This window comes from Paenibacillus silviterrae, from assembly GCF_030167925.1.
GTDB lineage: Bacteria > Bacillota > Bacilli > Paenibacillales > NBRC-103111 > Paenibacillus_G > Paenibacillus_G silviterrae.
This window is the reverse complement of record NZ_JASKUT010000001.1, coordinates 4126453-4147016: the sequence shown is the minus strand read 5'-3', so window position 1 is coordinate 4147016 and position 20564 is coordinate 4126453. Positions and strand designations below refer to the sequence as shown.

The window sequence follows — 20564 nt, the reverse complement described above, 5'->3', positions numbered from 1 at the left end:
GGTCTTCCCCCTTCTCGGATTATCTCCAGCGCTTGCGCTCCAGCACCTGAATGCTAAGGACGATGAACACCAGAATCAGCGTGATATAAAAGAGCACATCCGTAAAGTCGAGCACGCCCTTCTGCAGGTCATTCGCCCGTCCTACGATGGAGAACATGCCCAGAAAGTCTTTGATTTTGCCGCCGACGGTGTCGCCGAGCCATTCGATCGTCCAGAACACGAGCAGGATCGCAAACGCCGCAATGCCCGATACCATCTGGTGCGACGACAGCGAGGAAGCGAACAGGCCCACGGACATCATCGCCGCGCCCATCAGGAACATAGCCAGGTAGGAAAGCCACAGCTGAGGCTGATCCAGCGTTCCGTATAAGCTCATGATAAGCGGATAGAGCAGGCTGCCTACAACCAGCAGCAGCTGTACCGTCAGCGCCGCCAAATACTTGCCCGTGACAATCTCCGTAATGCTGATCGGCGAGGTCAGGAGCAGCTCGTCGGTCCCTTGGCGAAGCTCATCGGATACCAATCGCATCGTGAGCAGCGGAATGATAAACAGGAACACGAAGCTGATCGTCCCTACCACCGGGCGAACGTCGATAATGTTCGGCGGGTAGAGAAAGTTCGCGCTGAAGAAGTATCCGGCAATCAGGAAAAAGAACGCGAAGCCCGCATATGCGACCGGCGAGTAAAAGTACATCTGCAGCTCTTTCTTCGTAATCGCGAGAGTTCTACGCATGTGGAGTCACCTCCTCTTCTTGCTCTGCCGATGCCGGCTGCTCAAGCGACTCATTCGTCGTCAGCTTGAGGAAGATCTCCTCGAGACTGAGGCTCTCCTTCTTCATGGAGAGAATCGGATATCGCTTCTCGGCCATCCGATAGAAGAGAGCTTCCCGAATATCATTATGCTCCGCCGCGGTGACGAGCACCTTGAGCGGCTCCTCCTCTTCGGCCGCGGCTTGCGCCTCAACCTTCGCAATCTCCGGCATGGAGCTCAGCTCGCTCAGGATCTCCTCTCGCGGTCCCTTGATTTCCATGGACACCTCGAAGGATTCGCCCATGGAGCTTGCCAGCTGATCCGGATGCCCGTCCATCACGATGCGGCCCTGGTTAATGATCAGCACGCGGTTGCAGAGCGCGTTGATCTCCGGCAGGATGTGCGTGCTGAGCAGCACGGTATGGTTCTCGCCGAGCTCCCGGATGAGCTGACGGATCTCGATGATCTGCTTCGGATCGAGACCGGAGGTTGGTTCGTCCAGAATCAGCAGATCCGGGTTGTGGAGGATCGCTTGCGCGAGACCGATCCGCTGCTTATATCCTTTCGACAGGCTGCGGATGATCTGCCTCTCACGGCCTTGCAGCCCGAGGCGGCTGATGACCTCCTCAATGCGCTTCTTCTGCTCCCTCACCGGGATGCCCCTCAGGTCGGCGATAAATTGAAGGTACGCGCGAATGGACATCTCCGGATAGAGCGGCGGCGTCTCCGGCAGGTAGCCGATCTTCTGGCGCGCCTTTTTCGGATGATCCGCCATGGATAATCCGTCGATGGTGATACTTCCATGCGTCGGGTTCAGGTAACCCGTGATCATCCGCATGGTCGTTGTTTTTCCCGCTCCGTTCGGGCCCAGGAAGCCAACGATCTCGCCGCGGCTCATGGAGAAATCGATGCTCTGCACCCCTCGCTGGTTCTCATACAGCTTGCTGACTTGTTTGACCTCAAGCATGTAACCCAAGCCTCCCTTTTCCATCTTTTGTAGGAGTTTAACAGAAATTAATATAGACAGAAAAGAATAAGCCCAGCTTAAGCAAAGCTTAAATTGGGCTTAAAAAAATGTGGCGGAATTGTGAACTATCGACCGGTAAAAATAGTTAAAACCATTCGGTAGATATTACTACGAGATGGTCTTCACGTTATTTCTTGAGCTCTTGGAGGAGTTTTTCTATTTCTTGAGACCCTTGTGTTGTTGCTTGTACCTTTTGCAGATACAACTGAAGTGCCTCTGCCGCCTGTTCTCGCTTTCCATCTTTTACGTATGATAAGCCTATGAAACGGTAAGCATCCACATATTCCGGGACTGCTGTTAACGGCTGTAGCACTTGAATCGCATCGGAATAGGTTCCCTTCATGAAAAGAATTTGACCCTTCTTGAACTGCAGGTCCTTAAAATCCGGCTGCTTAGCTAGCCCATCATTAATAGTATTTAGCGCTTCGTCCAAACGGTTGTCCAGCATGAATATAGCTGCGATATTATTATATGCTTCCGGTAAAGACGGAGTTTTCTTTATCGCTTGGTCGTAATACAGTAAAGCATTCTTCATATCTTTTTCTTGTCTGTATATGTTGCCTAGGGCGAAGTCGTATCTACCGTCAACGGGATATTTCTCTTTGCCCAACGATAACACTTGCTTAGCCTCAGTTATTTTGCCTTGACGAATGAGTGCTTGCCCTTGACTATAGTAGTCCGTCGTGGGCTCCAAGTCGGGAATGGCCACGGCACGGTATATTAAAAACCCTGCTATCAGCAGCAGAGGAGTTAGCAATAGGAGGAGTTTATTTTCTTTCATTCCGGTCACACCTTCCACTTTTCAAGTTGCTTTTCAAAAGGTTGTACTGAAAAAGGAGTCAACCCTAAGGTTGACCCCTATTCTCTACTCTTGATATACCCAGAACGTAACCGTGGAAATCGGTACATTGTCGCTGGCGAATTTCAGCCCAGCCAATTCAACTCCATAGGTATGTCCTTGTTGTAAGGCAAGATTCGATCTTACAGAAACGTAAACTGCATCCTGAACAGCAGTTCCTTGGCTGTACACATCGCCTGTTACTGTCTTGAAGGTTACTTTCGCCTCTACTGGGACAGCGACATCTTCAGAGAATGTTACGATGATGTATTCCAAGCCAGCTGGAATCTTGTAAGGAGCAGTTGCACCATTTCCTGCACTCGCAGGATTTCCATACACGCTGTTAGCAACAGAAGCAGTTGCACCATAGTTGAAGTATACTGCTTGGGTTACTGCCGTTAACTGAATATTGTAAACATTCGCACCTACCGTCACATTCACTAGTGCAGAATAGTCGGCAAATCCAATACTCACAAGATTGCTCACAGAAAGCTCGTGTAATCCAGGTGTTACATTGGCAAATACAAATTTACCATGAAGGTCAGCTGTTGCAGTAGCGGAGCCAAGCTTCACTTGTACGCCATTTTGCAAACCAACCCCATGACGCCCGTAAACATAACCGGTTACTGTACCAGTAGTAGCTGCAGCTTCAACCAGTTCGAAGTTGCGCGTTACAGTTTGCCCGGCACTTACAGCTACCACTTGACCAGTCAACGAATTATAACCGTTCTTCGAAACTTCCAGGGTGTGATCGCCGGCAGGAAGGTTGCTGAGGGTGTACTTTCCGTCTGTATCTGTAGTAGCAGTATAAGTTGTGCCCGTTACTGTAACCGTAGCACCGCTGATAACATTTGTTGTTCCAGCAACGTAGACAACCCCTGTTACCGAGCCTTTCGTAGCAGCCGACAACTCAATTGGACCAACTTGCTGAGAGTAATACTTGCCATATGGCAAATCAACTACAGTCGTGCTGCTAGTTGTAACATCTTTGCTTGCATACTGAGAACCATGCATAAGCTTGATAGTATAAGTACCGTTCGGAACATCTACCGAATACTGCAGCTTATTGGATCCTGTTTGGACAAGAGCTGCTTTACCAACAGAAGTCAATACCCCTTCTTGTCCGTAGGTAACTGTAGCTACAGTAGCAGATGTTGCCTTGTTCGTTACGATCAGTGTTACATTTTCTTTAGTAGCACCATTAACAAGGAATACGTCACCGAACACATGATAACCAGCTACATTTCCAGGTTGTTGGAAGGAAGCAAGCCATTGAAGCGCATGAGTCAATGCAGCATAATTTGTAATTTGGTTTTGAGGAACTCCAAATTGCTCGGCAATTCTAACTTTGTTTTGAGCAAAGCTGATTTTCGTCTCAACTTCCTTGGAATACTCGTTAGGCAATTGACCGATTGCATCGATCGCATCGATGGCCTTCTGCTTAGCATTATCCTTAGCCGTTTGTGAAGGCTGAACCGTATTGTCAACGGAAACCGTAGCATTACCGGAAGTCTTGACATTCAAATTGACGATCTTGTCTGCGTCACCTTTTACTTTGAACGATGCGGCAGCGTCAACGCTTTGAACGTTGGATTCAGCACTGAATTCAAGCGAAGAATCGCCAGCGTTAGCATCAACTACAACGTTGCTTACCGTACCTTGACCTTGGAAAGATACACTGGTGTTTGGTGCACCAACATAAACAGAAGACAGGGTAGTGCCGTTACCAGCGATGATTTTGGCATTTTTGTTAAGCGTCAGCTTGCTTAAAGCTGTTGCTCCATTTCCATTGGTTGGAGGGTCCAGCTTAATCTCGGCGTCAGCAGCTTCGGAAGTAATCTCCCCAGTGATATTGCCGCGAAGGGAAATCGATTTACCTGAAGCAGCAGAGGTTAAAGTGATCTTGGACAGTTTTCCTGTAGAAGATTCGGATTCCACGATAGCATCCGAACTAACCTCAACGCTATCTACCGTTGTGCCTTCCTGAGCAGCGATCCTAACCGTTTTACCACCGTTGTTTACAGCGTTAACTCTAAGCTGTTTAACAACGGTTTGCTGCAGCTTGATCGAAGTGGGAGCACCGGATAAAACTTCAATATTATCTGCGTTTACGTTTTGAAGCGAAACTACCCCTGCACTACCAGGGTTCAGCGTAAGAGTACCGTTAACAACTACATTTCTCAATGTAGCGTTAATGTTAGTGCCAGTACCTACAAACAAATTGCCATTTACCGTAGTTGTTCCACTTTGTGGACCGAATGTATCGGAAGACGCTACGGTTAATGGGCCGGAGACAGAACCACCCGCGTTAATTTTTTGGGCATCAGTCTGAGCAGGCGTTGTTGCAGCAGCACCGCCGCCACCGCCACCAGTGCCGCCAGGGTTACCGACAATAGATTTCCCTGTGTCTTTGCCTTTGTAGCTAAGCTTGTATGTAGTGTTCAGAGCTTGGGAGCTGGTTGTCAGGACAACAACCTTTTTGTTGCTTGCCTTCAGCTCGGCGTTTGTAACGGTCAAGTTGTTGTCAAACTTGAAATCGTCCTTGCTAACGGCAGTAAGCTCTTGGTTGAAGGTTACTTCAACGGAAGTGTTGCTTACTGCAGTAACAGCCGTAATTTCAAGAACTTCTACGGCAACACCTGCCGTTTTACCGATTGCCTTCGCCTTGTCGATAAACTTCGACTTGTTCGTCTTGAACTCGTAAGCCAGACGAGCAAGGGCTTGACGCTCGGCATTTTCCTTCGGAGCGAACTTCAGGGAACCGTCGCCATTCCCGATTCCGTTAACGAAACCGATTTTGAAAGCAAGGGATACATGTCCCTTCGCCCAGTCCGAAACCTGGTTCAGGTCGCTCAGCTCAGCATCAGCTTTTAGCTTCGCAGCAGCCTCGTCCAAACCGAATCCGCGTAAGAAGAATACGACAAGCTCCTCACGAGTAACATTGGCATTTGGAGAGAACGTTGTACTGGAAGTGCCTTGAGTAATACCGGCCTCCACCAACGCACCTACGTAACCGCGGTACCAGCTTGTAGCGTCAACGTCTTTGAACGGAGCCGCTTTGTCTGGATTTTCTTTCAGGCCTAGGGACAAAACAATGATTTTGGCTAATTCCGCACGCGTCATAGCTTTACGCGGCTGGAAAGAGCCATCCTCGTAACCGGAAATCACGCCCGCATCAACCAAGGCTTGGATTTCCTTCTGCGCGTAAGAGTCAGCAACGTCCTTGAGCTGAACCGAAGCGCCGAATGCCATTACCGGCATCAATGTGCTTAGGAGCAGAGCAAATACAAGCAGCGCGCTGATCTTAGAGCGAGTTACTCTGGAAAGCATGGATCTTTTCCTCCTCTGTATATAGTTGTCAATGAACATGGTGTATTCCAAAGCAACGCTGGGTCTTAAGCATCACCCCGGACATCGACACTGTTTCGAATTATACTACATAATTCGTTGATAGAATATTAGATTTTTCACATTTTACATAAAAAAAGTAAATTATAAATGAAATTTTATTTATTATTCTACATAAAAAGACAAAAAACGACATACATGCGAATAAAAAATCCCCCTCCATCTTACATGAAGGGGGATCATTTCATTGGTCACATGACCGATAATATCTCTATTTCACCAGCTGCCCGCGCGTTACGCCGAGCTGGTTGGTGGCCTTCAGCGACTTCCACACCTGGGTGCCGCTGATCTCGCCGCGCAAGGCGCGCTCGTACAGCCCGAGCACCTCGTGGACCTTATCCGGTGTTTCCTCGAGGAACTCCACGCGATACCGCGACACGCCAAGCTCCATGAAATGGGCCAGGTACTCGGCCCCCGATTGATCGATGGCGTTGTAGACGGTATTGCGGCAGCCCTCGTCCACCCGCACCGGATGGGAGAAGCCTACGCGGTCCTGCAGGGACACGCGATGCTCCTCGCACGGACGACCGCAGTTCGTGTAGTCCGTGCCGGGGCTCATAAACGTGCAATAGACACAATGCTCGGTATGGAACATCGGCAGATGCTGGTGGATAACGATCTCGAGACGGCTCGTGTCGGTACGGCGCAGCAAATCCACCATCTGCTGGATGTTCAGGTCGTACGACGGCGTGACCCGGTCGAGGCCGGCATCGGTGAACAGCGCAGCCGCCTTGTGATTGGCGATGTTCAGCGAGAAATCGCCGATGAGCTCGCGGCGCGCTTCCGGGTTCTCGGCGAAATGCCGCAGGAACCAGTACACCGCGCCGGTGTTGCGCACCAGAACCGCGTCCGGCGCCAGGTTCAGGATGTTCTTGAAGTAGCCCGTCTCGCCGGGCATATGGATCCGCGGCGTAGCCAGCGCGATTCGTTTGCCCGCAGCGCGGGCAGCGTCTACGGCGGCGGGGAACTGCTTGATGAACTCGAAATCGGCATAGATAAGTTCAACGTCCCGCTCGCACGCCGCCTGCACCTGCTCAAGGCTCCTGCACAAGGCCGTGAGCCCCGAGCGCGCGGTGCCGCCCGAAGGCAGCGCGGACGCCCCAGCAGCCGCGGCGTCGTCGTACGCCCCGAGGCTGCGCTTCACGTAGGCGCGCGGCCGGCGGCGCGCCGACTCCAGCTCCTCCGCGGCGCGGCGGCGCATAGCGTTCAGCTCGCGCATCGGCACGATGAGGTCGCCGTTCAGATGCACGTCGACCGACTCCAGCGCAAACACGGTGCCGCCGAGGCGCCCGAACTGCTCCTCGAACAGCGCCGCATCCATCGGACGCTTCTCGGCAGGAGCCAGCGGCAGCTCCGATTCGATCACGACAGTGTGCCCGGCTTCCACGTCGGTCCATACGCTCTTCAGCGGCTGCCCTGCCGTTCCGGTCACCTTCACCCGCACTGGGAACACGCGGTACGGCTTGTCGGTTTCGTAGGTTTGGCGAAGCCTTTTATCCAAATGAGGGTCGTTGGTCTTCCAAATCCGGTCGCCCACATGCACACGGCCCAGGTTCACATCGTTGCGTCCGGGTACGATCTCAATCGCGCCGCCCTCTGCCTCGCCTTCGAGCTTCACGCCCTTACGACGCAGGTCATACACTCGGCCGCCCTCTTCCTTCTTCGTCGGATCGCCCGCATCGAACACGATGCCGTCTCCGCGCTTCAGGGGCGCCTCGAGCTCACAGACCACGCCGTCACGAAGCACCTGCTTCACCCGGCCCAGGAAGACGCCGCGGCTCTTCGGATACGTTCCCTCCACCAGCTGCTTGTTGTTCGTCCCCTTCAGGAAGCCGTGCGTGAATCCGCGGGAGAAGCTTTGTTCCAGCTCCCGCAGCTCCTCCTTCGTAGGCTTCGCATCCTTCCCGTCGAAATAGCGGTCAATCGCAGCACGGTATTTGCTTACTACGTTCGCCACATACTCCGGGCTTTTCAAACGGCCTTCGATTTTGAAGGAGGTGACTCCCGCCTCGATCAGCTCCGGGACGAGCTCCAGCGCAGCCAAATCCTTCGGCGACAGCAGATAGGCGACATCCCCCATCGGCTTCTGTACCCCGTCCACCATGAGGTCGTACGGCAAGCGGCACGCCTGAGCACATTCCCCGCGGTTCGCGGAACGGCCGCCCCACATCTCGGAGGTCAGACACTGGCCCGAATAAGATACACACAGCGCTCCGTGCACGAACACCTCCATCGGAAGCTTGGCCTGATCGCCGATTTGCTTGATTTGCTTCAGATTGTTTTCCCGGCCCAGAACAACCCGCTCTATATCGAACGGCTTCGTGAACTCCACCGCCTCCGGCGAGGTGATAGTCATCTGTGTGGAGCCGTGAATCGGGAAGTCCGGCGACAGCTCGCGGATCATCCGCACCAATCCCAGATCCTGCACAATCACCGCGTCGACCCCGGCGTCAATACAAGCCTCAATCAGCTGCTTGGCGTCCTCCAGCTCCTCCTCGAATACGAGGATGTTAAACGTCAGGAAGCCCTTCACTCCATATAGATGAAGAAAGGACATGATATCCGGCAGCTCGTCCATCTTAAAATTGTGCGCACGGGCGCGAGCATTGAATTTTTCCACTCCAAAAAAGACCGCATCGGCGCCATTGGCCACTGCCGCCCGCAAGCAATCCCAATCGCCGGCCGGAGCCAGCAGCTCTATATCTGATCTGCGTAATTCGCGCATGAAAGGTTCCTCCGATTTCAAACGTACTCTTCTATATAGTGTACCAGAAGGCGCCTGGCAACGCGAATTGGAGATGAGTGGAAAGAGGATTTTGTCAAATCGTGACGAATAATATATCTATATATTTTTCGCGAATCGCGGTGAGCTGACGATGCTAAAGGATTTCATCACCAACGCCTCCCTTTTAATAGCATCACTACTAATCATTGTATACTCGTTCAAACGCTGGCCTGTGCAGGAACAGACCGGCTTGGCCCTTCGAGCTGTAGCAGGCATACTGTTCGGGCTCCAAGGGATATTGTTGATGGTCTATAGCATCCGTATAACGGAAACCGTCATCATAGATCTGCGCCACATCCCCGTGCTCCTTGCCGCCCTGTATGGAGGCTGGCCGGCAGCCGTCATTTCGGTGCTGATCGTCGTCATCGGCAGAATGGGGCTCTACGGTATTACCTTCTCCTCGCTTGCATCAGGGGCAGGAATGCTTTTGGTGGCCGCACTCTGTATGCTGTTCGCCGGCAGGAGGGGGGTAAGCCTCATCCGTTTCTTATGGCTGCTGATCATGTCGGAATCCATTTTGTCCGTCGTCATCTGGTCAGGACTTCAGCGTACAGGGGCGACATCCATGCTTCCTTCTGTTATCGGCGCTCACTGGGCGGCTTCCTTGTCCGTCGGCCTGCTGACTGCGTATGTTTTCCGTTCCATGATCCGGGCCAATGAGTTCAGCCGGATTCTTCAGGAAAGCGAGGAAAATTACAGGAAGCTGATCGAAAATTCTCCTGATGCGACCTTCGTGCATAATGAGAAGGAAATCCTTTTTGTTAATGATAAGGGACTGAGGCTCCTTGACGCGGCAAGCCCTAAAGAAGTGCTGGGGAGATCGGTTTATGATTTTATCCACCCGTCCCACCAGAAGGAAGCCCGGAGGCAGTGGAGGCTGATTTTACAAAAGAATGGAGCTCTTCGGCTGGACCAAAAATACTTGACCCTAAGCGGAAATGAGCTGGATGTAGAGGTTTCCGTCTCACCGATTAAGTACAATGAGGAATCGGCCTATTTGGCCATATTCCGGGATATTACGGAGCGAAAGCAGACGGAGCGAAAGCTCCAGGAGGCGATGGACGCCTTGCAGAAGCTGTCCGATCTGGACGGGCTGACGGGGATTCCTAACCGGAGGAGATTCGACCGGTTCTTGGCAGAGGTTTGGCTGGCGGCTGCGGAGCGGTCACAGCATCTGTCCCTTGTGTTCTTCGATGTGGACTACTTCAAGCTGTATAACGACACCTACGGTCATCAGGTAGGGGACGTCGCGCTGCGGAATATTGCTTCGGTCATCCGCGACATGATGGAGGGAACCGCCCACCTGCCGGCTCGATATGGCGGCGAGGAGTTTGCGGTCATCCTGCCGAATACACGAATTCAAGTAGCGAAGGAAACCGCCGAACGGATCCGGGGACGGATCGAGCAGCTGCACATGGCGCACACGGCATCCAAGATTGCCGATCATGTCACCGTCAGCTTGGGCGTAGCTTCGCTGATTCCCGGCGCGGGAATGCCGCAGGAGGTACTGCTTCAGATGGCGGACCGGGCACTGTATCAGGCAAAAATGGAAGGACGCAATCGCGTCATGGTCTATCATACGACCGAAGGCTGATCCCTTGGCACTTGGCAGGGGATCAGCCTTTTTATTGCCGCCAACCGCTCACCTTAAGCATACCAGCCCCAAAGCAGCAGCGAAGTGCCGATCACGGCGATAAACAGCTCTGCGAGCGCGATCGACCGCTTGGATAAACGCACCATGAACAGGTTGAAGAAGCTGTGGACCGGGATGAGCAGCAGCACCAACCAAGCGGATTTCGCCAGCAGAAGCGCAGCCCCGATATGGAAAAAGCTTGCGAAAACCCGCTCCGGCACACCCCACATCGGATGGGTCGGCCTGTGCCCCTGCACCGCGAGCATCTCCTTCGCCTCCATGGCCTTCTCGTCGGTCTTCTCATACAGCGACATCATAGCGATACCGGAGACGATCGCATAGATGACCTCAATAGCCGCCCAGCCCTGTCCGAAGGAGAGCGAATAAGAGAAGGCCGTGGAAAGCAGCAGCAGCATGACGAGGCGGACGCCCTCCTCCATCAGACCGGAGGAAAGAACGACCAGCGTTTGCCCGCGCTGTTCACCCAGTTTGCGTGCAATCAGGATGACAGGAGTGCGCAGCATAAGCGCGATAACCCAGCCGGCGGCGCCAAGTCCGAAGGCACCCCATTCTACAGCATAACCAAGAGCTTGGAATAAGAAGATAAGAGCCGCGGGTACGGCAAGCAGCAGCGGAATGGCGATAACCAGACCTCGCTTCATGGATCGGATTTGTCCCGGAGATATGTCTTTCATAGGAAAAGGGACTCCTTTCAAATGGAGATGATTTGTCCTCATTCAATATTATCATTTTTGATAATAATAGTTTACCGTTTGGGACAGCCGGGTGTCAAGTTCGTGTCCAAGGCTCGACAAAAGTTAACAAAGCCTGCTATCCGTGCTATAATGGCAAGGTAGTCCAACCAAGCTATAATTGAGGGATTTTTTTGAAACGGATCAGGCACCGCAAGGCCTCCCGGGTTCTCGTTCTGATCGGACTGCTGCTTCTCGCATCAGTCCTTGCCCTGCTGCTTATAGCGGAGAAAAAGCTATCCGTGCGCATGCTGTACTTGACTTCGGAGACGAGCTTCGATACAGCCGCCTATGGGCAGCTGCAGCAATCGCTGGTTGCGAACCTCGAGCTGGAGCGCCGGGCATGGGATCAAGAGCTTACGGAGAAACGTCTTCAGACCTATCATAGCATCTACTTGGACCCGTCCCTCCATGAGCGTTTAACCGAAGCGCAGCAGAAGCTGCTTGAGGGTTACGTAGCGAAGGGCGGGCATTTGTTCCTTGAAAACACATTCGCCGCAGATTTTCCTGCGGAATTCCTCGGCGCACAGGCGATCGTCGATGTGAAAGCTCCCGACGAAGGTCCGCTTACGGCAGCTCGCCTTAATGCGCAGCAGAGCGGCACCGCAGCCGGAACGGAAGGCAAGGAGCTCCGGCCGGACGCCGGGATCTTCTTTACGTTCCCCGAGCCTGCGGTCAATCTGCGCTCGTTGCAGGAGCTTCTCATTAGCGCCGCGGACCATCTAGTGAAGCATGATACGGAAAATTCATGGAAGCATTTTTCCTGGGGGAAGGGCATGATTCCTTCCACGGCTCAGCCGCTCATGACCCTAAAGGGGACGGATATCGCCCTCTACTCGCTGAACCGCTTCGGCAAGGGCACCGTGTTCCTCAGCGGCACGCTGCTGCCGAACCGCTATTTCCCGACCGGTTATGACTTGGCCGGGGGCATGGATCCGAAGCTCGGCTTCGACCGGTACGCCGCGGTGAAGAACACGGCAAAAGGGCCGGTGCAGGGGGCGCTTTATTTCGATCGATCCCAGCTGCCGGTAGAGCCGTTCTTCCATTTCACCTTCGCCGCTGAGAGCGCCCTATTCCGCAGCGAATACGCCGCTTTCGTGGCGAAGGAGCTGTACGGCTACAGCGTGAAGAAGGTGCTCGGCCCTTATGGCCGTCCGGCGATGGCGCATCAGAATCATTTTGAGGCGTGGGAAGCGATTCGCGACGGAGAGGGCATCCGCTGGGCCGAGATGCTTCGGGAGTACCAGCAAATTCCCTCCTTCTCTCTCGTCCGCTCCGCCTTTCGCTGGGGGCAATGGGTTGAAGGCGTCGCCGTGCATCTCAACACGGGAACGCAGGCCGCTCCGGCTTTCGCCGGAGAATCGCCGAGCTCGCATTACTCCAGCGGCCTGCGGCTGATGACGACGGACGGTCCTCTGCGGCTTGCGCCGTATCCGACCTACCGCTCGCTGGGCGATCGCATCGAGCTGCCGTACCGCGCGTACCCCGCGCTGGCAGACTTGAACGGCGACGGTCGCGCCGACCTGATCGTCGGCTCCGGCGACGGCAGCCTGCAGGCCTATATGAACGCGGGCACAAGTGCCGCCGCGTACGAAGGCCAGCCGCTGCCAGCCGGCATCCAGGCGCCGCCGTTCGTCTTCGGCGCGCCCGAGCCCCTGCGGCAAACGGACGGCACGCCGCTTGCCGTAGGCTCGTACGCCAGCGTCGCGGCGTACGACCTGAACGCCGACGGCCGACCCGACCTGATCATCGGGTCGGCCGACGGCACGCTGCTGGCCGCCTACGGCGAAGCCGGCGGCCGCTACAGCAAGCCCGCGCCCCTTCGGGCAGGCGGGCAGCCCATACGCGCCGCCGGTCCCGTAGCGGCGGCTGTCGGCGACGTCACCGGAGACGGCATCCCCGACCTAGTGGTCGGGGATGGCGGCGGCCAGGTGACGCTGTACAAGGGCCAGCGGAGCACCTCCGGTGCGCTGGCCTGGTTGGCGGGCACCCCTCTCGTGAGGGTGCCTGCGCCGTTTGCGGCGCCGTCCGTCCGCGATATGGACGGCGATGGGCGGGCCGACCTCGTGGTCGGCAATCTCGAGGGCGACCTGCGGGTGTACCTGCAGACCGCCCAAGGCGATTTCCGCGAGGCCGGCACACTGCAGGGCGCGAGCATGAACCAGCTCGGCAGCCATGCGCTCGTCGGCGGGCACAATTCCGTACCGCTATGGTACGATGTGAACGCTGACGGCAAGGACGATCTGATCGTGGGCCAGCTCGAATTCGGACTGGCGATGCCGATCGATCACCCGCAGTTCCCTTTGAAGGAGCAGCTAAACGAATTTATCCGGTACACCAAGGAGCATTACCTTGAGCTGTACCCGCATATATTTGTTCATAACTATACAAGCAATGAGCAGGAGAAACAGGAGATCGCGCTGCATCGAGAGGCATTCGAGAAGCTCGGGATTCCGTGGAGAATGACCGGTACGAATCAGCATACTTGGCGGATCAGCCATCCGGACCGCCTCCAGACGCTGCGTAATGAACGGGAAGCGGATATCTGGTTCAACTTCGGATTCCGTTCGCCCTATGCACCGAACGACCCGCGGTTGGGATTCGAGTATGATGTCAGCCTGCCGTTTCTTATGACCGACAGCGAGGGGCTGCCCGAGCTGCAGCAGCCGATGCTGCTGCATACGCCCGCTCCCGTGCTCCGTACCCGGCAGAAGCAGCCGATGTACTCGACGGAGGATCTGTTCGAAACGTACACCGCACTGGACCTGCCGATCGATTATTTTGAGCACGTGGAGTACCAGACGATCGCACACCCGGAGAATCTCCTCGAATTCGTGCGGTACCTGGACAAGCTCCGCGACACGCACGATTATAATTTTATGACGGAGCAGCAGATGGCCCGCTCCTTCTTGAACACACTTACCACGAAGGTGGAGGTGTACCGGTCCTGGGGCACGGTCCTCGCCGACCGTATCAAAAAAGCGCTCCATCTACCGACTAGCCCAAGCTTCCTGATCCGGCAGGACACAAGCCGCGTGCCGGATCAGGCGGCGGAATACAAAGGAACGCTGGGACTCGTCGTAGATCCCGGAGGCTTCTATATGGGCCGGACGGCGGCCACTAACGCCGAGGTGCATGATACGAAGGCAGGCAAGCTGTACTTGGGAGCAGCCGCTGGCGCTTCCACCTTGGTCAGCTTCGAACAGCAGGCCGAGCAAGCCTCGGATATGCATCTGATTCGTGTGAATGTGCCGTACAAGCTTAACGCTCAGAAGAACCGCTGGACGCTCGAGCTTAACGCGCCGGGCATGCAGCAGGTCAAGCTTTACAGTTCTGCGCCTCTTCAGTTTGAAGGTCCCGACGGGATGACGGTGGAGCAGGACAAGCAGCAAAACACCTATACGATCACCCATTTTGGCGATAGAACGACCATCACCATGACCATGCCTTAACTGCGAGGACGGCTTCCGGCCGTCCCGCTTCCATGTCACGCCCTAATCCAGAAGGAGGAGCTGTACTATGTCACTACAAGAGCTCATCGACCAATTGGAAGCTCATATCAAGAGCCGTTACGAAATCGAAGAGGACGATGACGATTTCAGTACGGACGTTCACCTTTTTGACTACGGCTATATTGATTCCATCGGTGCTACCGCGCTCATCGCTCACATCGAAAAAACCTACGGTATTCAAGTAACCAATCAGGACTTGATGCTGTATCCCATGAACACCGTACGCGAAATCGCGCAATTCATTCACCAAAAGACTGCGAGGTAATCTCTCATGGAATGTGTAGTATCCTTGGAAGGTCTGGCGGCCAGCCAGCACGGACAGCTGAAATACGCTGCGGCCTTCATCGATGAGCGGATCCAAGACATTCGTCTTGAGAACGGAAGCATTCATATCCGCCACGAATCCCCCAAAGGAAACGAGGCGATCGCCGAGCGCGTGCGCAAGCTGATCGACCGTTTCTCGCAAGGCGATTTCGGCTTTAAAGAGAACATCCTGTTCAAGCATCGCACAGCGACGCCGTACAATCAGGATATCATCGCGGAGCTCACCGAGCGCAAAATCATCAAGGTGCTGGAGCCGGGCCTTTTTATTTTCCGGGAACCGTTCTCCAGCTTGATGCGTTTTCTGGATTACTCGTTCGTCACCAAGATAGGCGGGCGCTTCGAGGGTATGAAGGAAGAGCATTACCCTGCGGTGATTCATGCGGAAACATTGAACAAAACGAATCATTTCACCTCATTCCCTGAGCATATCCACTTCTTGTCGCATCTTCGCGAGGATCTTGATGTCATTGAAGCCTTCAGTCAATCGATCCGCGACATCGGCGGCTGGAAGGACGAGGCGCCGTTGGATCAGGACGCTAACCTGGCAAAGCCACGGTTCACGATGAACCCTTCAACCTGCTATCACTGCTACGAGGGATTACAGAACGAGATTCTGGAAGGGGAAGGCGTCATCGTAACCGCCATCTCCAAATGCCATCGCTTCGAATCCCGCAACCATACGGACTTCGGGCGTTTGCTCGATTTCAGCATGCGCGAGATTATTTTTGTCGGCAAGCCGGATTTCGTGAAGGAGAACCGCCTGCGTGCCATCGAGTACCTGAAGGAGCTCGCCGTGGAATGGAACGTGGACAGCATGCTGGAGATCGCGAACGATCCGTTCTTTACGAACGACTTCCAGGTCAAGGCTTCATTCCAGCGAAACCAAGAAATGAAGTACGAGCTTCGCCTGACCATTCCTTATATCGATAAGTCGATCGCCTGCAGCTCGGTCAATTTCCACAGCAATACCTTCGGTAACGCCTTTAATATCAAAATGGGCAAGCGCAACGCCGTAACGGGCTGTGTCGGCTTCGGGATCGAACGCTGGGCATTCGCCTTCCTCTCTCAGTACGGCTTGGACGAGTCGAATTGGCCTGCCGCTTTCCGGGAGCAATACCATGCGTGGCAGCAGAAGTCACTCTAGAAAGCGTAGGACGTCTGCAGCCATGGTCGCTTTTTTACGTAAAAACAGCTTTGTGCTTCTACTCTTAGCCGCATTCGTGCTGTCGGATCTCGCCCTTGCTTACTGGGATCCGATGGTCACGTCGCGGCGTTTTTATAAGAACGATTTTACTAAAACCTTATACCACCACGGCTGGCAGGATCACGGTCCGGTATTCTTCGGCAATTCGGCCGTCACTGGCGCTTACATCGAGCAAGACTCGAAGTCCAAGCTGATGGAAATGGGCTTGTCCTATGGCAGACCTACCGATCTGAAAGCCATTCTCGAGCAGCAGCGCTTCCGCGTAGAGGACGAGCTTGTGATCGGGATTGACGTGCATACGATGCTTAACGTGCTGCCGACGGATCCGACCTACCCATGGTTTAAGCCTTGGTACCAGCCTTATGTCTATGCCTATCGGGATTATTTCCGCGACAGCGGTACGGAGCTTGTGAAGAATCTTGCGCTTAAGATGAGCCTTGAGTATGAGCCTCGCTGGATTGATAAGGAGCTGTACTTCGGCCGAAAGACCGATGAGGAGCTGAAGAAGAAGTGGGACGAGTACGAGGAGAGATTCGGCTGGAGCGCTCAGCCCCAGTACAAGGAAGACGTCGAAGCTCTACAATGGATTACCGAGTACTGCCGGACAAACAACATTGCCATGCGTGTGATTTGGATGCCTTGGAATCGCGCATACCCTCTTCCTCGCTACATGTCAGGGCTGCAGGAGGACGTAAATGCAAGACTGAAGGCTTCCGGAGTGCCCGTACTGGACTTGTTGACCGCCTACGATCCCAAGTATTTTCATGACCTGGTGCACCTAAGCCGTCAAGAGGGCGCTCCCGTATTCACGAAGGAGGTGGACGCATGGCTCGCATCGCTCGCAAAGTCCTCGAAGTGATCGTTTATCTCGCCATGCTGATCATGGTGCTCATTTATTTTACCGGCAAGGGCTTATTCATTTACGAGGGGTTCTAATATGTGGTATTTAAATATGAACGCCGTGCTGGCGATGATCGGCATGTCGCTGCTGCTCGGCCTCACCCGCTGGTGGACCCCGAATAAGCGCTACCTGCTGCTCGCGTTCAATCTCGGCTTTCTCGTCATCTTCAGTCAAAAGCTCTTTGTTTTCTACCTCGCCTACACGGCGCTGAATTACCTGGCGTTCCTGATGCTGTGCCGCACCTCCCGTTTTCGGCAGGGCTGGTTCATCCTTCTGATCGGTTTGAATATAGCAATCGTCTGCGGATTGCGGATTCTCTTCATGGAAGAGTTTACGCACCCGGTGTTGGACGCGGTGATCACGCTTGGACTTATCTATAACGTGCTGAAGGTGATTGACGCGCTCTACTTCGCTTATTTCTTCGGTAAGGACGGCGAAGCGAAGGTCATCGATTATTTCAATTATATTTTATTCGTACCGACCTTTACTTCCGGACCGATTCTGAAGTTCCGCGATTTTATGGCGGATACCAAGCAGCCCTATCAGGTTAACGCAGCGCAGGTAGAGGAAGGCGTCAAACGCATTATTCTCGGGATGTTCAAAAAAATCGTGCTCGTCACCTGGATGACCGATGTGTTTACCAAATTATCCGGTCAGGAGCTGCACACGCACGAATCCTTGTTTTTAATGGTGTGGTTCTACGCACTCATCTATTTCGATTTTTCCGGTTATTCGGATATCGCCATCGGCTTCGGCCGCTTGTTCGGCTACAATATCCCGGAGAACTTTAAGAAGCCGTTCCAGTCTCCTACGCTCACGCAATATTGGCGCAACTGGCACGCTACGCTAGGCGATTGGTTCCGCGATCATATCTTCATGTTCTTCTCCCGCCAAACGCCGAGCAAATGGACGGCCGCCGGCTTGTCGGTGCTGATCATGGTTCTAATCGGCCTTTGGCACGGCTTCTCGTGGCTGTACCTGCTCTGGGGCGTGTATCACGGGATGCTGCTTGCTTTGGAGAACCTTCTGGGCAAAACCATTGTCAACAAGAAAAAGGTTTCCAAAGGCTGTTTCTACGCGCGCTGCGCCTTAACGCAATTGTTCGTAACCGCAGCTGTTATCGTCTATGGCGGCAGCCCTGAGGTTGTAGTGAAAATTTATCGCGGCTTGTTGAACTGGCCGTTCTGATGTAATAAAGCAGCGGTTGCTCCTCGGATCCCCATAAGGGGGGAGCAACCGCTGCTTTTTGCTTATGGATCGTATCCCGAATGCTCAGGTCCTCTGGTCCAGAGGGCGGTGTCTGTTCGCAGCTTCTAAGCCTTATCCCCAGCGCTCAGTCCCTATGAAACTTTCGGCAGCACACGATGACCGTTTTCTCGAATTTCCCGTGCCGTGAAGGAGGAAGAAGTATTGTTTCATTCCCCCCCCCCTGTAACCATTCGTACTGAGCCATGGGGATAAGCTCCCAACACATCGCCTGGACCCTGCTTCCCGTCCATTAAAAAAGCAGCCTCCCCGGCCTAAAATACAACCGAAATGCTGCCTTTCTGTGGATAGGGAATCCCCTTCTAACTCGCGTCCGACTTATCCATCAACATTTCCATTCGGTCGGCATAGCCGTGTGATGAAACCGAGCACTGAAGCTGATTGCCTGATGAGGAGATGAATAGCTCCCCGATAGGTTGGTACACATTGTTCGCATCCCTCTTATGTACCTGAACGCTGCCCGACTTGATGTTAATGTTGAGTGAGATCTGGCTCGTGAGTTCAACCAGACAATGAAACTTTTTAAAGCTGTTCGGAAAGCGAAGCCAACTGCCGGATACCGTTTCTACAATATGAGTCTCCCTTAGATTCAATTCGATCCGCCCTCTCTTTAAAAAGTTTACCACATATTTCCGATTTGCAAGCTTATTGTATACGATGCGTATCAAAAAGAAACAGGAACGGTGTCGAGAGGTTATGTCGAAAGATCTTTTTTTAATTTACCATCGTACAACATGTCGATGGTTGTCCGAAACTCATACTTTGAGATGCGTGCAAGTAATGCTATAATTTGGTTTGATGCGTGTTAGAAAAGCCGTCGTTGAAGTGTATCTCTACTGTACACGCGTACATTTAATGAACCCTTATGGAGGTGTCTTATGAAGTTAGGCGTTTTCACTGTCTTGTTCCAGCAAAAGCCTTTCGAAGAAGCACTGGATTACATCGCATCCAAGGGCCTTGATGCTGTTGAAATCGGCACCGGTGCCTGGCCGGGCAACGCACACTGCAATCCTGACGTTCTCCTTTCCGACGAAGGCAAGCTGAAGGCGTTCCAGAAGGCCGTAGAATCCCGCGGACTTACCATCAGTGCACTCAGCTGCCATGGTAACCCTCTGCACCCTCAAAAGCATATTGCGAAGGAATACCATGAGACGATTATTAAAACGGTAGACTTGGCTCAGCGCCTCGGCGTGCCGGTTGTCAACACGTTCTCCGGCTGCCCGGGAGACTCTGAAGACGCCAAGTACCCGAACTGGCCTGTCGCTCCATGGCCTCCGGAATTCCAAGAAATTCTCGCTTGGCAGTGGGACCAGAAGGTCATTCCTTACTGGAAGGAAACCGGTAAGTATGCATCCGACCGCGGTGTGAAATTCGGCTTGGAGCTTCATGGCGGCTTCTCCGTACATACTCCGGCTACACTGCTGCGTCTGCGCGAAGCAGCCGGTGAAGTGATCGGCGCGAACCTAGACCCAAGCCATATGTGGTGGCAGGGGATCGATCCGGTACAGGCCGTGCAAATTCTGGGCCGAGCCGGCGCCATCCATCACTTCCATGCGAAGGATACGACGATCGATCCGATTAACGTGAATCGCTACGGCGTAACCGATATGCAGCCATACACCAACATGCTTGATCGTGCTTGGCAGTTCCGCACAGTAGGCTACGGTCATGACCTCAAGACCTGGGCTGACATCATCAGCGCACTGCGTCTTGTCGGCTACGACTACGTTGTCAGTATCGAGCACGAGGACGGATTGATGTCCGTCGACGAAGGCTTCACGAAGGCGGTTCAGAACCTGCAGCAGGTACTGATCAAGGAGCCGCTCGGCGAAATGTGGTGGGTGTAGCCCGCACGGCACGCGAAAAAGCCCTGACTTTACAATTCGTAAGGTCAGGGCTTCTTTTTGTCCCCCATAAGTAAACGATACGCTTAGCTAACCCAGCCCTTGATCATGACGACTGTCACGAACATGAACACGAGCAAGCTTACCAAACCGAAGCCGATCGCAAACGGGTTCTTCTTCGGCGCCTTCAGCAAGCGGAATACACCAATCGCAATGATCAATGTAAACAAAATTACAAACGGGTCAAACCCGGTAAATTTGCTAGCTGTAGCTGCTCCTTCAGCCAAAAACATTGGAGAGACCTCCTTCAATATACGAA

General features: G+C 53.7%; 15 protein-coding genes. 7 read left to right on the top strand and 8 right to left on the bottom strand.

The features are described from left to right. Window positions 1-19 precede the first annotated feature (19 nt). From QMO62_RS19090 to QMO62_RS19070, 5 genes are all read right to left on the bottom strand, one after another. On the bottom strand, window positions 20-733 hold the full coding sequence (locus tag QMO62_RS19090) for an ABC transporter permease subunit (protein WP_284643364.1): 714 nt from the start codon (window positions 731-733) through the stop codon (window positions 20-22). After that, window positions 726-1718 carry an ABC transporter ATP-binding protein gene (locus QMO62_RS19085; protein WP_284643363.1) on the bottom strand — a complete coding sequence of 331 codons (993 nt, stop codon included), beginning with the start codon at window positions 1716-1718 and terminating at the stop codon, window positions 726-728. The genes QMO62_RS19090 and QMO62_RS19085 overlap by 8 nt, the downstream gene beginning before the upstream one ends. A 187-nt stretch (window positions 1719-1905) precedes the next feature. Beyond that, window positions 1906-2559 (bottom strand): tetratricopeptide repeat protein, encoded by a 654-nt coding sequence (locus QMO62_RS19080; protein ID WP_284643361.1) that lies wholly within the window; start codon window positions 2557-2559, stop codon window positions 1906-1908. Between the two features lie 84 nt (window positions 2560-2643). Continuing rightward, window positions 2644-5946, bottom strand: a complete 3303-nt coding sequence (locus QMO62_RS19075) for an S-layer homology domain-containing protein (protein WP_284643359.1) — start codon at window positions 5944-5946, stop codon at window positions 2644-2646. A 289-nt stretch (window positions 5947-6235) separates the two neighbouring features. Next, window positions 6236-8749 (bottom strand): U32 family peptidase, encoded by a 2514-nt coding sequence (locus tag QMO62_RS19070; protein WP_284643356.1) that lies wholly within the window; start codon window positions 8747-8749, stop codon window positions 6236-6238. A gap of 151 nt (window positions 8750-8900) precedes the next feature. Between QMO62_RS19070 and QMO62_RS19065 the strand changes: the two genes are divergently transcribed. Further along, complete coding sequence (locus QMO62_RS19065; protein ID WP_284643354.1) at window positions 8901-10403, top strand: GGDEF domain-containing protein; 1503 nt, start codon at window positions 8901-8903, stop codon at window positions 10401-10403. A gap of 53 nt (window positions 10404-10456) precedes the next feature. Here the strand turns inward: QMO62_RS19065 and QMO62_RS19060 are convergent, their stop codons facing one another. Further along, window positions 10457-11137 (bottom strand): hypothetical protein, encoded by a 681-nt coding sequence (locus QMO62_RS19060; protein WP_284643352.1) that lies wholly within the window; start codon window positions 11135-11137, stop codon window positions 10457-10459. Window positions 11138-11328: 191 nt separating this feature from the next. Here QMO62_RS19060 and QMO62_RS19055 point away from each other — a divergent pair, with 191 nt between their 5' ends. The 5 genes from QMO62_RS19055 to QMO62_RS19035 all read left to right on the top strand — a co-directional run bounded on the left by QMO62_RS19055 (window position 11329) and on the right by QMO62_RS19035 (window position 18323). After that, window positions 11329-14646, top strand: a complete 3318-nt coding sequence (locus tag QMO62_RS19055) for an FG-GAP repeat domain-containing protein (RefSeq protein WP_284643350.1) — start codon at window positions 11329-11331, stop codon at window positions 14644-14646. A 67-nt stretch (window positions 14647-14713) separates the two neighbouring features. After that, a complete protein-coding gene (locus QMO62_RS19050) occupies window positions 14714-14971 on the top strand; it encodes an acyl carrier protein (RefSeq protein ID WP_284643348.1) in 258 nt (85 codons plus the stop codon). Window positions 14972-14977: 6 nt separating this feature from the next. Continuing rightward, window positions 14978-16174, top strand: coding sequence for a class-II aminoacyl-tRNA synthetase family protein (locus QMO62_RS19045; RefSeq protein ID WP_284643346.1), 1197 nt, complete (start codon window positions 14978-14980; stop codon window positions 16172-16174). A gap of 22 nt (window positions 16175-16196) precedes the next feature. Next, entirely contained in the window at window positions 16197-17093 is an 897-nt protein-coding gene (locus QMO62_RS19040; protein ID WP_284643344.1) for a hypothetical protein, read from the top strand. Between the two features lie 78 nt (window positions 17094-17171). After that, window positions 17172-18323 (top strand): MBOAT family O-acyltransferase, encoded by a 1152-nt coding sequence (locus QMO62_RS19035; protein ID WP_284643342.1) that lies wholly within the window; start codon window positions 17172-17174, stop codon window positions 18321-18323. A gap of 380 nt (window positions 18324-18703) precedes the next feature. Here QMO62_RS19035 and QMO62_RS19030 read toward each other — a convergent pair whose 3' ends face one another. Further along, on the bottom strand, window positions 18704-18994 hold the full coding sequence (locus QMO62_RS19030) for a hypothetical protein (protein ID WP_284643340.1): 291 nt from the start codon (window positions 18992-18994) through the stop codon (window positions 18704-18706). A 285-nt stretch (window positions 18995-19279) separates the two neighbouring features. On the opposite strand from QMO62_RS19030, the gene QMO62_RS19025 reads away from it, so the two are divergent. Beyond that, window positions 19280-20248, top strand: a complete 969-nt coding sequence (locus QMO62_RS19025) for a sugar phosphate isomerase/epimerase family protein (RefSeq protein ID WP_284643338.1) — start codon at window positions 19280-19282, stop codon at window positions 20246-20248. A gap of 83 nt (window positions 20249-20331) precedes the next feature. On the opposite strand, the gene QMO62_RS19020 is transcribed toward QMO62_RS19025, so the two are convergent. After that, window positions 20332-20538, bottom strand: coding sequence for a DUF2759 family protein (locus tag QMO62_RS19020; protein ID WP_284643336.1), 207 nt, complete (start codon window positions 20536-20538; stop codon window positions 20332-20334). Window positions 20539-20564: the final 26 nt, after the last annotated feature.

Bases quoted from the DNA above. Each gene is read 5' to 3' on its own strand.
- QMO62_RS19020 (WP_284643336.1), bottom strand. From the start codon at position 20,538: ATGTTTTTGGCTGAAGGAGCAGCTACAGCTAGCAAATTTACCGGGTTT.
- QMO62_RS19050 (WP_284643348.1), top strand. From the start codon at position 14,714: ATGTCACTACAAGAGCTCATCGACCAATTGGAAGCTCATATCAAGAGC.
- QMO62_RS19065 (WP_284643354.1), top strand. From the start codon at position 8,901: ATGCTAAAGGATTTCATCACCAACGCCTCCCTTTTAATAGCATCACTA.
- QMO62_RS19035 (WP_284643342.1), top strand. From the start codon at position 17,172: ATGTGGTATTTAAATATGAACGCCGTGCTGGCGATGATCGGCATGTCG.
- QMO62_RS19025 (WP_284643338.1), top strand. From the start codon at position 19,280: ATGAAGTTAGGCGTTTTCACTGTCTTGTTCCAGCAAAAGCCTTTCGAA.
- QMO62_RS19060 (WP_284643352.1), bottom strand. From the start codon at position 11,137: ATGAAAGACATATCTCCGGGACAAATCCGATCCATGAAGCGAGGTCTG.
- QMO62_RS19085 (WP_284643363.1), bottom strand. From the start codon at position 1,718: ATGCTTGAGGTCAAACAAGTCAGCAAGCTGTATGAGAACCAGCGAGGG.
- QMO62_RS19090 (WP_284643364.1), bottom strand. From the start codon at position 733: ATGCGTAGAACTCTCGCGATTACGAAGAAAGAGCTGCAGATGTACTTT.
- QMO62_RS19070 (WP_284643356.1), bottom strand. From the start codon at position 8,749: ATGCGCGAATTACGCAGATCAGATATAGAGCTGCTGGCTCCGGCCGGC.
- QMO62_RS19075 (WP_284643359.1), bottom strand. From the start codon at position 5,946: ATGCTTTCCAGAGTAACTCGCTCTAAGATCAGCGCGCTGCTTGTATTT.
- QMO62_RS19045 (WP_284643346.1), top strand. From the start codon at position 14,978: ATGGAATGTGTAGTATCCTTGGAAGGTCTGGCGGCCAGCCAGCACGGA.
- QMO62_RS19080 (WP_284643361.1), bottom strand. From the start codon at position 2,559: ATGAAAGAAAATAAACTCCTCCTATTGCTAACTCCTCTGCTGCTGATA.
- QMO62_RS19040 (WP_284643344.1), top strand. From the start codon at position 16,197: ATGGTCGCTTTTTTACGTAAAAACAGCTTTGTGCTTCTACTCTTAGCC.